Annotated in this window: 9 protein-coding genes; 6 read left to right on the top strand and 3 right to left on the bottom strand. The window is 66.1% G+C overall.

The annotated features are described in order from the left end of the window. Positions 1–99 precede the first annotated feature (99 nt). Positions 100–1053 (bottom strand): glutathione synthase, encoded by a 954-nt coding sequence (gshB, locus tag N7650_RS01315; RefSeq protein ID WP_279896692.1) that lies wholly within the window; start codon positions 1051–1053, stop codon positions 100–102. A 205-nt stretch (positions 1054–1258) separates the two neighbouring features. Between gshB and pilG the strand changes: the two genes are divergently transcribed. The 6 genes from pilG (at position 1259) to N7650_RS01285 (ending at position 10521) form a co-directional block, all read left to right on the top strand. Next, complete coding sequence (pilG, locus tag N7650_RS01310; protein WP_279896690.1) at positions 1259–1669, top strand: twitching motility response regulator PilG; 411 nt, start codon at positions 1259–1261, stop codon at positions 1667–1669. A gap of 45 nt (positions 1670–1714) precedes the next feature. Further along, positions 1715–2080, top strand: coding sequence for a twitching motility response regulator PilH (gene pilH / locus N7650_RS01305; protein ID WP_279896687.1), 366 nt, complete (start codon positions 1715–1717; stop codon positions 2078–2080). An 11-nt stretch (positions 2081–2091) separates the two neighbouring features. Then, positions 2092–2631, top strand: a complete 540-nt coding sequence (locus N7650_RS01300) for a chemotaxis protein CheW (protein ID WP_279896793.1) — start codon at positions 2092–2094, stop codon at positions 2629–2631. Between the two features lie 18 nt (positions 2632–2649). Continuing rightward, complete coding sequence (locus N7650_RS01295) at positions 2650–4698, top strand: methyl-accepting chemotaxis protein (protein WP_279896685.1); 2049 nt, start codon at positions 2650–2652, stop codon at positions 4696–4698. Positions 4699–4814: 116 nt separating this feature from the next. Next, positions 4815–10070, top strand: a complete 5256-nt coding sequence (locus tag N7650_RS01290; RefSeq protein WP_279896682.1) for an Hpt domain-containing protein — start codon at positions 4815–4817, stop codon at positions 10068–10070. After that, positions 10063–10521, top strand: a complete 459-nt coding sequence (locus tag N7650_RS01285; RefSeq protein WP_009397804.1) for a chemotaxis protein CheW — start codon at positions 10063–10065, stop codon at positions 10519–10521. The genes N7650_RS01290 and N7650_RS01285 overlap by 8 nt, the downstream gene beginning before the upstream one ends. Here the strand turns inward: N7650_RS01285 and N7650_RS01280 are convergent. Both N7650_RS01280 and N7650_RS01275 read right to left on the bottom strand, forming a co-directional pair. After that, entirely contained in the window at positions 10518–11237 is a 720-nt protein-coding gene (locus N7650_RS01280; protein ID WP_279896678.1) for a 16S rRNA (uracil(1498)-N(3))-methyltransferase, read from the bottom strand. The genes N7650_RS01285 and N7650_RS01280 overlap by 4 nt on opposite strands. A gap of 131 nt (positions 11238–11368) precedes the next feature. Next, positions 11369–12775, bottom strand: coding sequence for an adenosylmethionine--8-amino-7-oxononanoate transaminase (locus N7650_RS01275; protein ID WP_279896676.1), 1407 nt, complete (start codon positions 12773–12775; stop codon positions 11369–11371). Positions 12776–12917 lie beyond the last annotated feature (142 nt).

Raw genomic sequence — 12917 nt, 5'->3', positions numbered from 1 at the left:
GGTAGTCCAGCAGCCGGGGAAGGCCGGCGAAGCGGGGAAGCCAGGTCGAAAAGGGACCGGCATCATAACCCACTGCGCAGGCTTTCCTCTTGTCGTCGGTCAGCGTGCCTTGAGCTGGCGATCGATGGCGTCCATCAACTGCCCGCCGATGTTGGTGTTGTACGCCGCGTCGATCTCGCGGATGCAGGTCGGGCTGGTGACGTTGATCTCGGTGAGGTAGTCGCCGATCACGTCGAGGCCGACGAACAGCAGGCCCTTTTCCCGCAGGGTCGGGCCGACCTGGGCGGCGATCCAGCGGTCGCGGTCGGTCAGCGGGCGGGCTTCGCCACGGCCGCCGGCCGCCAGGTTGCCGCGGGTCTCGCCACTGGCCGGAATCCGCGCCAGGCAGTAGGGCACCGGCTCGCCGTCGATCATCAGGATGCGCTTGTCACCGTCAGTGATCGCCGGCAGGAAGGCCTGCGCCATGATCTGCTGGGCGCCGTGCTGGGTCAGGGTCTCGAGGATCACCGACAGGTTCGGGTCGCCCGGACGGTGGCGGAACACCGAGGCGCCGCCCATGCCGTCGAGCGGCTTGAGGATCACGTCGCCATGGGTCGCGGCGAACTCACGCAGGATATCCGCGCGGCGGCTGACCAGGGTCGGTGCCATGCATTGCGGGAAACGGGTGGCGAACAGCTTCTCGTTGCAGTCGCGCAGGCTTTGCGGGCGGTTGACCACCAGCACGCCTTCGGCCTCGGCCTGCTCCAGCAGGTAGGTGCTGTAGACGAACTCCATGTCGAAGGGCGGATCCTTGCGCATCAGGATTACGTCGAGGTCGGCCAGCGGTGCGTCCTGCTCGGCGTCCAGTTCGTACCAGCGCTCGGGGTTGGCGAACACTTTCAATGCACGCATCTGAGCGCGGGCCTGGCCAGCGCCCAGGTAAAGGTCTTTCTGTTCCATATAGAACAGCTCCCAGCCGCGCTCCTGTGCGGCCAGCAGCATGGCCAGCGAGCTGTCCTTCTTGTAGGAGATGGACGCGATGGGGTCCATGACAATGCCGAGGCGAACGCTCATGGGGGGTAAATCCTCTCGGCGGCCCGGGGCCGCGGTGGTTGCAAGGAAAAGTGGCTCAGGGTGGCGCCCGGGACGCTGGCGGTCAAGGGAAAAACGCAGCGCAGCCCGGGCCCGGTGTGGCTCGATGGTATGCACCCCTTGAGTATGCTAAAAATGCGGGCATGTGGCCGGCATGGCGCTATCCGACAGCAATGGTAGAGCGAATATGGTTCAGCCCGACGCGGCATTGAAAGTGATGGTGATCGACGACTCCAAGACGATTCGCCGCACCGCCGAGATGCTGCTCGCCGAAGCGGGATGCGAGGTGATCACGGCCATCGACGGTTTCGATGCCCTGGCCAAGATCGTCGATCATCGCCCCGGCATCATCTTCGTCGACGTCCTGATGCCGCGCCTGGACGGGTACCAGACCTGTGCCCTGGTCAAGCACAACAGCGCCTTCAAGGACATTCCGGTGATCATGCTGTCGTCCCGCGACGGCCTGTTCGACAAGGCCCGCGGGCGGATCGTCGGCTGCGATCAGTTCCTGACCAAACCGTTCGGCAAGGAAGAACTGCTGGAAGCCATCCGCGCCCATGTGCCGGGCTTCACGGCGGAAGAACAACACGCACCCTGACGCCGGCCCGCAAGCGCTGGCGTCTTTCCTTATACGAGGAACAGCATGGCCCGAATTCTTATCGTCGACGACTCGCCGACCGAGACCCACAGATTCACCCAGATGCTCGAGAAGCAAGGGCACCAGGTGCTCAAGGCGGCCAATGGCGCCGACGGCGTGGCCCTGGCGGCCCAGGAAAAACCCGATGCGGTGCTGATGGATGTCGTCATGCCCACCATGAACGGCTTCCAGGCTACCCGCAGGTTGAGCAACGACCCGGCGACCAAGGACATCCCGGTGATCATCGTCACCACCAAGGACCAGGAAACCGACAAGGTCTGGGGCACGCGCCAGGGCGCCAAGGCCTACCTGGTCAAGCCGGTGGAAGAAGACGACCTGGCCAGGGTGCTCGACAGCGTCCTTAAGGCTTGAACCGCATCACCATGGGCGAATCGCTGACCGCCTTCGAGCTGCTGCTGGACATCGACCGGCGCTGCCGCCTGCTGGCCGCCGACCTGCCGTTGCAGGAAACCCGCCTGCAGACCTGGAGCGGTATCGGTTTCCGGCTTGGCGAACACTGTTTCGTCGCCCCCATGGGCGAAGTGGCCGAAGTGCTGACTGCCCCGCGCCTGAGCCGGATTCCCGGGGTCAAGCCATGGGTGGCCGGGGTCACCAACCTGCGTGGCCAGTTGCTGCCAGTCACCGACCTCGGCGGTTTTCTCGGCCTGGAGGCGAACCAGGGCCGCAAGCAGCGCCGGGTATTGGTGGTGGACCACGACGAACTGCTCGCCGGCCTGCAGGTGGATGAGGTGCTTGGTCTCCAGCATTTCGCCCTCGACGGTCTCGATCTGGCGCCGCCGTCGCCCTTGCTGGGCAGCGCGGCTCCCTTTATCCAGGGGCACTTCCAGCGCGAGTACTGCTGGGGGATTTTCAGCCCGTTCGCCCTGGCCCAGTCCCCGGGCTTTCTCGATGTCGCGCTGTAGTAGAGGAACGCCAGAACCGTGAGCCAGACCAAGCCCGTCAATTCGCTCAAAGGATCGCGCAGCAGCGCGCAGATCGCGGCGTTGTTCGTCGTGCTGATTCTGTCGATCATCCTGCTGTTCGCCAACTTCGCCTACCTCAACACCCAGGCCAACCACGACAAGCAGTACATCGGGCACGCCGGCGAACTGCGCGTGTTGTCGCAGCGCATCGCCAAGAACGCCACCGAAGCGGCGTCCGGCAAGACCGTGGCGTTCCGCCTGCTGAGCGAGGCGCGCAACGATTTCGAGCAGCGCTGGAGCTACCTGAAGAAAGGCGACCCCGCCACCGGCCTGCCCTCGGCGCCAGCGGCGGTGCGCAGCGAGATGGAGGCCGTGCAGCGCGACTGGGAAACGTTGCGCAAGAACACCGACGTGATCCTTGCCAGCGAACAGACCGTGCTGTCCCTGCACCAGGTCGCCGCCACCCTGGCCGAGACGGCGCCGCAGTTGCAGGTCGAGTACGAGAAGGTGGTGGAAATCCTCCTGCAAAGCGGCGCGCCGGCCGCCCAGGTGGCGGTGGCCCAGCGCCAGGCATTGCTGGCCGAGCGCATCCTCGGTTCGGTGAATACCGTCCTGGCCGGCGACGACGCCTCGGTGCAGGCCGCCGACGCCTTCGGTCGTGACGCCAATCGCTTCGGCCAGGTCCTGGAGGGCATGCTCGGCGGCAACCCGGCGATCCAGGTTACCCGCGTGCAAGACCCGGACGCCCGCGCCCGTCTCGGTGAAATCGCCGAGTTGTTCCAGTTCGTCGCCGGCTCCGTGGACGAGATCCTGGAAACCTCGCCCGAGCTGTTCCGCGTGCGCGAGGCGGCCGGGAATATTTTCAGCCTGTCCCAGACCTTGCTCGATGAAGCCTCGCGCCTGGCCACCGGCTTCGAGAACCTCGCCGGTGGACGCACCCTCGACACCGTCGGCGGCTATGTGCTGGGCCTGCTGGCCCTGGCATCGATCATCCTGATCGGTTCGGTGATGGTCCGTGAAACCCACCGCCAGCTCAGTGAAACGGCCGAGAAGAACGAGCGCAACCAACAGGCGATCATGCGCCTGCTCGACGAAATCGAAGACCTGGCCGATGGCGACCTGACCGTCACCGCGTCGGTTACCGAGGATTTCACCGGGGCCATCGCCGACTCGATCAACTATTCCATCGACCAGCTACGCGACCTGGTGGCGACCATCAACCTCAGCGCCGAGCAGGTCGCCGCCGCCGTGGAAGACACGCAGAACACCGCGCACTTGCTGGCCAAGGCGTCCGAGCATCAGGCCCAGCAGATCGCCGATGCCTCCATGGCGGTGGGCGACATGGCCGAGTCCATCGACCGGGTATCCGGCCACGCCTACGAATCGGCCAAGGTGGCCGAACGTTCGGTGGCCATCGCCAACAAGGGCAACGAGGTGGTGCACAACACCATCCACGGGATGGACAACATTCGCGAGCAGATCCAGGACACCGCCAAGCGGATCAAGCGCCTGGGCGAGTCTTCCCAGGAGATCGGCGATATCGTCAACCTGATCGACGACATTGCCGACCAGACCAACATCCTGGCGCTCAATGCGGCCATCCAGGCCTCCATGGCCGGCGAGGCCGGGCGCGGTTTCGCCGTGGTCGCCGACGAAGTGCAGCGCCTGGCAGAGCGCTCGTCCTCGGCGACCCGGCAGATCGAAGCGCTGGTGCGGGCGATCCAGGTCGATACCAACGAAGCGGTCATTTCCATGGAGCAGACTACCGCCGAGGTAGTGCGTGGCGCGCGCCTGGCACAGGACGCCGGCGTGGCCCTGGCCGAGATCGAAGGGGTGTCGCAGACGCTGGCCGAGCTGATCCTGAGCATTTCCGATGCCGCCCAGTTGCAGACCTCGTCGGCCGGGCAGATCTCCCATACCATGGCGATCATCCAGCAGATCACCTCGCAGACCTCGTCCGGCTCCACTGCCACCGCCGAAAGCATCGGCAACCTGGCGCGCATGGCCAGCGAGATGCGGCGGTCGGTTTCGGGCTTTACCCTGCCGCCGAATCCAGAGTCCCGCTGACCCTGTGGGAGCTGGCTTGCCAGCGATAGCGGCAGTGAATTCACTATTGCAATCGCTGGCAAGCCAGCTCCCACAGGGTCCGCGCACAATCAATGAGTTATGCGTTGGAAGTAGACATGGCTGACCGGCATGATTTCGTCGCCCTGGCCTGGGTCAGGGAGGCGATCGAAGAAAGCCTCGCCCAGGCGCGGCAGGCACTCGAGCAGTTCGCCAATGGCGAAGGCGAGGCGCCGGGCGTCTGTGTCGAGGCGTTGCACCGGGTGCACGGATGCCTTGTGCTCCTGGAGTTCAAGGGCGCCGCGTTGCTGGCGCAGGAGATGGAAGCGCTGGCCCGTGCGGTGCAGGACGGCCAGGCGGCTGCGCACGGCGTGCTGTTGCGCGCCCTGGGCCAGTTGCCGTTGTATCTGCAGCGCCTGCGCAGCGCGCGCCGCGACTTGCCCTTGCTGATCCTGCCGCTGCTCAACCAGTTGCGTACCGCCCGTGGCGTCGAAGCCTTGAGCGACAGCGCGCTGGGCGTGGATTCGTCGAGCGTCGGCGAACGTTTCGAACTGTCGCTGGATGCCCTGGGCGATCGCCTGCCCGATCGTGACGGTATGCGCTCGGTCGTGGCGGCGCTCAGCGAAGACCTGCTGCGCATCAAGGAGCGTGTCGAGCAACATGTGCGTGGCGACGAGCAGGCACTGGAGCCGTTGCTGGCGCCGTTGCGGCAGATCGCCGATACCCTTGCCGTGCTCGGCTTCAACCAGCCGCGGCGGGTGATCCTCGACCAGGTGGCCGTGCTGCAGGGCGTGGTCAACGCCAAGGGTTCGTCGCAGGAGGCGCCCTTGATCGATGTAGGTGCCGCCTTGCAGTACGCGGAGGCGACCCTGAGCGGCATGGTCGGCGCCATCGAAACCTCCAGCCAGAACCCGCCCACCGGTACCGATATCAACGAGATCCGCCAGTTGGTGCTGGACGAAGCCCATGGCGTGCTGCTGCAGGCCCGCGACCTGATCGCCGATTGCCTCGAAGCCGGTTGGGACCGGGTTCGCCTGCAGCCGTTGCCGGACCTGCTCGGGCAGATCCGCGGTGCCCTCGCCATGTTGATGCTGCCGCAGTCGGCGGCGGTGGTGCAGCGCTGCACCGATTACCTGCAGGCCAGGGTAATGCACGCCGAAACCCTGCCCGATAGCGCGGCGCTGGACCATCTTGCCGAGGTCATCGGGAGTCTCGAGTTCTATCTGCAGGCCCTGAGTATCGACCTGCTGGCCGAGGTCGAGCCATTGCTCAGCCGCGCGCGCCGCGCCCTGGCCGGCCTGGGATTTGCGGTACTGGCGCGACCGCTGCACCCGGTACCGGCGACTGTCGCCGTGGCGGAGCCGGTAGACCAGGAACTGCGCGAAGTCTTTCTCGAAGAAGCCGAGGAAGTGCTGAGCCAGATGGATGAATACTGGCTGCGCTGGCGCGGCGAAGGGCATCCGCGCGAAGCCTTGATCGAATTGCGACGTGGCTTCCATACCCTCAAGGGCAGCGGGCGCATGATCCGTGCGACGGTCCTGGCCGAACTGGCCTGGGCCGGCGAACACTTGCTCAACCGTATGCTCGAAGGCCGCGTCGGCAGCGGCGCCGAAGTGCTCAAGGCGATCGGCCAGGCCGTGACCCTGATGACGCCGCTGGTCGAGGAATTCGCTACCGGCGAAGCCCATGCCCATGCCCACGTCGAGCATCTGGCCAGCCACCTGCATGCGCTGGCCATGAATGCCGGCGACGCCGACGGCGACAGGAGCGCTCCGCTGGACCCGCAATTGCTGGAGATCTTCCGCAACGAGGCGCACACCCACCTCGCCACGCTGGATGCCTTCCTGGCCGATGCCGAGGTCTACCTGCCGGCCCCGGTCAGCGACGACCTGCAACGCGCCCTGCATACCCTCAAGGGCAGCGCGGCCATGGCCGGAGTGACGCCGATCGCCGAGCTGGCCGCTGCGCTGGATATGCTTGCCCGCGAGTTCAAGGCTCACCAGGTGGGCTTCGATCTCGATGAAATCTACCTGCTGCAGACTGCCGAACCGCTCTTGCGCCGCGGTCTGGAGCAACTTGGCACTACGCCGCTGGCGTCGATCAAGGGTGCGGACATCCTGATCGAACAGGTCGACCAGGTGGTTGCCGCGCGTCTGCAGGCGCTTCTCGATTCCCCGGATCAGAGCCCGCGTATCAAGCGCGATCCGCAACTGATCGCCAGCTTCCTCGAACAGGGCATGGACATCCTGCTCGATGCCGAATCCCTGCTGCTGCGCTGGCAGGAGCACCCGGGCGAGCGCCACGAGCTGAATTCGCTGCTCGATGAGCTGACCACCCTGGGCCAGAGCGCTCACCTCGCCAACCTGTGGCAGGTGGATGAGCTGTGCGAGGCTCTCCTCGATCTTTACGGCGCCGTGGAGGAAAGCAGCCTGGCTGCCGATGCGCGGTTCTTCGACGAAGCGCAGCAGGCCCATGAAGCCTTGATCAATATGCTCGACCAGATTGCCGCAGGGCAGGATGTCGAACCCTGTCCGGAGCGCTTGCTGGCCCTGCGCGGGCTGCTCGAACAGGGGCTCGATCCGGGCGCCATGGGCCTGGTGCGCCGCCAGGGCGACGGCACCTCGAGCATTGCCGAACTGGACGACGTCACCCGGGAACTCGCCGGGCAGGAAGCGGACGAGGAAATGGTGGCGATCTTCCTCGAAGAGGCCATCGATGTGCTGGACAGCGCCGACCAGGCGCTCGGGCGCTGGCTCGACGATCCCGACAACGTCTCGGCGCTGTCCTCGTTGCAGCGCGACCTGCATACCCTCAAGGGCGGTGCGCGGATGGCCGGGATCGGGGCGCTGGATGTACTCGCCCATGAGCTGGAGCTGCTTTACGAAGGGCTGGTGGACCGCCGCTACAGCCCGTCGCCGGAACTGGCCAGCCTGTTGCGCGCCAGCCATGCCTTGCTGGCCAGGTTGCTGGCGCAACTGAGCCAGGGCCAGGCGCTGGAATCGGTGGTGGAGAACCTTGCCTCGCTGCGGGAGTTTCGCCACCACGCCCAGCCGCCGGGTAGCCCGGCCAGGGCCGAGCATCCGGCCCAGGAGGGCGACAAGGAACTGCTGGAAATCTTCCTCGAAGAGGGCGTGGACATCGTCGAAAGCGCTGCTGCGGCGCTTACTCGCTGGCAGGCCGAACCGCGCAATACGGTGGAGGTGGAAAACCTGCTGCGCGACCTGCACACCCTCAAGGGCGGTGCGCGCATGGTGGAAATCGCCCCGATCGGCGACCTGGCCCACGAGCTGGAATTCCTCTACGAGCACCTCGCCGCCGGCCAGTTGCAGGCCAGCCCGGCGCTGTTCAGCCTGCTGCAGAACTGCCACGACCGCCTCGCCCACATGCTCGATGCCGTGCGCCTGCAACAGCCGCTGCACGCGGCCACGGCGCTGATCGACTACATCCGCAACTTCAGCAGCGCCGCCCTCAGCGACAGCGCGGCCGCGGTGCCCGCCGAAGTACCGCCGGAAACCCCGGCGCCGGCCCCGGAGCGCGCGGCGCTGGATATGGTCAAGGTCAATGCCGAGCTGCTCGATGACCTCGGCAACCAGGCGGCGGAAACCTCGATCCTGCGCGGGCGCCTGGAGCAGCAGATCAACGATGCGCAGGTGGCCCTCAACGAGATGGAAACCACCCTCGAGCGCATGCGCGACCAGTTGCGGCGCCTCGATACCGAGACCCAGGGCGGCCTCAGCCGCTTGCAGGCCGACGCCGATGCCTACGAGGACTTCGACCCGCTGGAAATGGATCGCCATTCCCAGTTGCAGCAGCTGTCCCGGGCGCTGAGCGAATCGGCTTCCGACCTGCTCGACCTCAAGGAAACCCTGGCCGCCCGTACCCAGATGGCCCAGGGCCTGCTATCGCAGCAGGCGCGGGTCAACAGCGACTTGCAGGAAGGCTTGATGCGTACCCGCATGGTGCCGTTCGAGCGCCTGGTGCCGCGTTTGCAGCGCGTGGTGCGGCAGACCGCCAGCGAGCTGGGCAAGCAGGTCGAACTGGTGGTGGGCAACGCCGAAGGCGAAATGGATCGCAGCGTGCTCGAACGCATGGTGGCGCCGCTGGAGCACATGCTGCGCAACGCGGTCGACCATGGCCTGGAAAGCCGCGAAGTGCGCCTGGCGGCGGGCAAGCCGGAGCAGGGCATGATCGCCCTGAACCTGCTGCACGAAGGTGCCGACATCGTTATCGAGATGTTCGACGACGGCGCCGGTGTGCCGCTGGAGGCGGTGCGCAGCAAGGCGATCAAGCGCGGGCTGCTTGACCCGCGCAGCGAGCTGAGCGATCACGAGGTCATGCAGTTCATTCTCCAGCCGGGCTTTTCCACCGCCGAGAAGATCACCCAGATTTCCGGGCGCGGTCTGGGGATGGACGTGGTGCATGAAGAGGTCAAGCAACTGGGCGGCTCGATGGTGATCAGTTCGGTGCAGGGCAAGGGCGCGCGCTTCCTGATTCGCCTGCCGTTCACCGTTTCGGTCAACCGTGCCTTGATGGTGCATTGCGGCGAGGAACAGTACGCCGTGCCGCTCAATGCCATCGACGGCGTGGTACGGGTGCCGCCGGCGGAACTGGAGGCCTGCTATCACCTCGATCCGCCGCGCTACGAATATGCCGGGCGCGGTTATGAACTGCGCTATCTCGGCGAGTTGCTGCAGGGCGAGCGCCAGCCGCGGCTGCTGGGCCAGAGCCTGCCGCTGCCGGTGGTGCTGGTGCATGCCCACGATCAGCAGTTCGCGGTGCAGGTGGACAGCCTCTCGGCCAGCCGGGAAATCGTGGTCAAGAGCCTGGGGCCGCAGTTCGCCGCCGTCCAGGGGCTGGCCGGGGCGACCCTGTTGGGCGACGGTCGGGTGGTGCTGATTCTCGACCTGCTGGCGCAGTTGCGCGGCTTGCATCTGCGTCTGGCGCAACAGGCCGGGCGTGCATCGCGGGAGATCGCGGCAAGCCCGCCTGGCGGTCCGGCGCGGCCTGTGCTGGTGCTGGTAGTGGACGATTCGGTCACGGTGCGCAAGGTCACCGGTCGTTTGCTGGAACGCCACGGCATGAACGTGCTGACCGCCAAGGACGGGGTCGATGCCATGGCCGTGCTGGCCGGGCACCGGCCCGACGTGTTGCTGCTGGATATCGAAATGCCGCGCATGGACGGCTTCGAGGTGGCGACCCGGGTGCGCCAGGATCCGCGGCTGAAGGACCTGCCGATCATCATGATCACCTCGCGCACCGGGCAGAAGCACCGCGACCGCGCCATGGCCATCGGGGTCAACGACTATCTGGGCAAGCCCTATCAGGAGTCGGTGCTGTTGCAGAGCATCGCCCGCTGGAGTCATGTCAATGCTTGAGCAAGGAACCCGCAGCGGACGTCGCAGCAGCCTCACCGGGCTCCTGCTGCCACTGAGTGACCGCAGCCTGGTGCTGCCCAACGTGGCGGTGGCCGAGCTGATCGGTTACCAGGCCTGTACCCCCGCGCCCGATCAGCCTGCCTGGTTGCTGGGCTGGATCGACTGGCGCAGCCAGCGCCTGCCGCTGCTGAGCTTCGAGGCCGCATGCGGCGGGCAGACCCAGGTGGGCGAGCGGGCACGGATCGTTGTGCTCAACGCCCTGGGCGGTACCTCGCGGAGCTTTTTTGCCCTGCTGGTGCAGGGCATTCCGCGTTCCTGCAAGCTCGACAGCCAACTCAACTACGTCGATGTGCCGCTGGCCGACCTGGAACTGGCGGCGGTGCAGGTGGGCGAGCAGGTGGCCCGGGTGCCGGACCTGGTGGCGCTGGAGAAGCTGCTGCCCGAAAGCTAGAAATCACCCCACAGCTGCTGGGCCACCGCAAGCGCCACCACCGGCGCGGTTTCCGTACGCAGCACCCGCGGGCCGAGGCGGGCGGACTGGAAGCCACTGGCCCTGGCCTGTTCCACTTCGGCGTCCGACAGGCCGCCTTCCGGACCGATCAGGAACGCCAGGCTGGCCGGACGGGCATGGCTGACCAGCGGCTCGGCCACCGGGTGCAAGACCAGTTTCAGCGCTTCGTCGCTGGCGGCCAGCCATTCGGCCAGGGTCAGCGGAGGGTTGATCCGTGGAACCGTCGAGCGGCCGCATTGTTCACAGGCGCTGATCGCCACCTGGCGCCAGTGGGCCAGGCGCTTGTCGGCGCGCTCGTCCTTCAGCCGCACTTCGCAGCGGTCGCTGACGATCGGCGTGATCACGTTCACGCCCAGCTCGGTGGCTTTCTGGATTGCCCAATCCATCCGCTCGCCACGGGACAGGCCCTGGCCGAGGTGGATGTGCAGCGGCGATTCAGCCTGGCCGGGCAGGGCTTCGGCCAGGCTGACGCGCACGGTTTTCTTGCCGACTTCGAGCAACTGGCCGAGGTATTCCTGGCCGCTGCCGTCGAACAATTGCACCGCATCGCCGGCGCTCATGCGCAGGACGCGGCCGATGTAATGGGCCTGGGCTTCAGGCAGATCGTGCTCGCCGAGGCCCAGCGGGGCGTCGATGAAAAAGCGGGAGAGTCTCATTGGGGGCTCGACATGGAATATTGGGGTGTTTTCGAGGGCCTCATCGCTGGCAAGCCAGCTCCCACAGGTTACGCGATCCCTGTGGGAGCTGGCTTGCCAGCGATAGGGCCCTCAATGTCAATACAGGGCTGTCAGCCAGGATCCCGGAAATCCGGATGGAAATCCGCCGGTACCGCCACACTGACCTTGTCCCGGGTCGCGATATCGATCCCTTCGCTGGCCACTTGCGCGAGGAAATCGATCTGCTCGGGGGTAATCACATAAGGCGGCAGGAAATACACCACGCTGCCCAGTGGACGCAACAGCGCGCCGCGGGTCAGGGCATGCTCGAAGACCTTCAGGCCGCGACGCTCCTGCCATGGGTAAGCGGTCTTGCTCGCCTTGTCCTGGACCATCTCGATGGCCAGGGCCATGCCGGTCTGGCGCACCTCGGCGACGTGCGGATGGTCCACCAGATGGGCCGTCGCCGTCGCCATGCGCTGGCTCAGGGCCTTGTTGGCCTCGATCACCTTGTCCTGCTCGAAGATATCCAGGGTCGCCAGCGCCGCGGCACAGGCCAGCGGGTTGCCGGTGTAGCTGTGGGAATGCAGGAAGGCGCGCAGGGTCGGGTAGTCATCGTAGAAAGCGCCATACACCTTGTCGGTGGTCAGGCAGGCGGCCAGCGGCAGGTAGCCACCGGTGAGGGCCTTGGACAGGCACAGGAAGTCCGGCCGGATCCCCGCCTGCTCGCAGGCGAACATCGTCCCGGTGCGGCCGAAGCCCACGGCGATCTCGTCGTGGATCAGGTGCACCTCGTAGCGGTCGCAGGCCTCGCGCAGCAGCTTGAGGTACACCGGGTGGTACATGCGCATGCCGCCGGCGCCCTGGATCAGCGGCTCGACAATGACGGCGGCGATGCTGTCGTGGTGTTCGGCCAGGGTCTGTTCCATGGCCGCGAACATCGTCCGCGAGTGCTCTTCCCAGCTCACGCCTTCGGGGCGCAGGTAGCAGTCCGGGCTCGGCACCTTGTAGGTATCCAGCAGCAGGGCCTTGTAGGTTTCGGTGAACAGCGGCACATCGCCCACCGACATCGCCGCGATGGTCTCGCCGTGGTAGCTGTTGCTCAGGGTGACGAAGCGCTTCTTCTCCGGCCGGCCCTTGTTCAGCCAGTAGTGGAAGCTCATCTTCAGCGCCACTTCGATGCAGGACGAGCCGTTATCGGCGTAGAACACCCGGTTCAGGCCGTCCGGGGTGATCTTCACCAGGCGCTCGGACAGCTCGATCACCGGCTGGTGGCTGAAACCGGCGAGAATCACGTGCTCCAGCTGGTCTACCTGGTCCTTGATGCGCTGGTTGATGCGCGGATTGGCGTGGCCGAACACATTCACCCACCAGGAGCTCACCGCGTCCAGGTAGCGCTTGCCCTCGAAGTCCTCCAGCCACACGCCCTCGCCGCGCTTGATCGGGATCAGCGGCAACTGCTCGTGGTCTTTCATCTGGGTGCAGGGATGCCACAGGACCTTGAGGTCGCGGTCCATCCACTGTTGATTGAGGCCCATCGGCTTGTACTCCTGGCAACGCGGGTTGGGAAAACCCGGACAAGCCTAAGCAAAGGATGGGGGGAGGACAATGTTGGCGTGTCGGTTGCCTGCACCTGGACGCAACTGGGCGGCACGTGGGGCGCTCAGGTAACAGGCTTCC

Origin of the sequence: Pseudomonas sp. GD04058, from assembly GCF_029836855.1 — a bacterium.
Classification (GTDB): domain Bacteria; phylum Pseudomonadota; class Gammaproteobacteria; order Pseudomonadales; family Pseudomonadaceae; genus Aquipseudomonas; species Aquipseudomonas bharatica.
The sequence above is the reverse complement of the archived record's forward strand: the minus strand, read 5'-3'. Positions and strand labels throughout refer to the sequence as shown.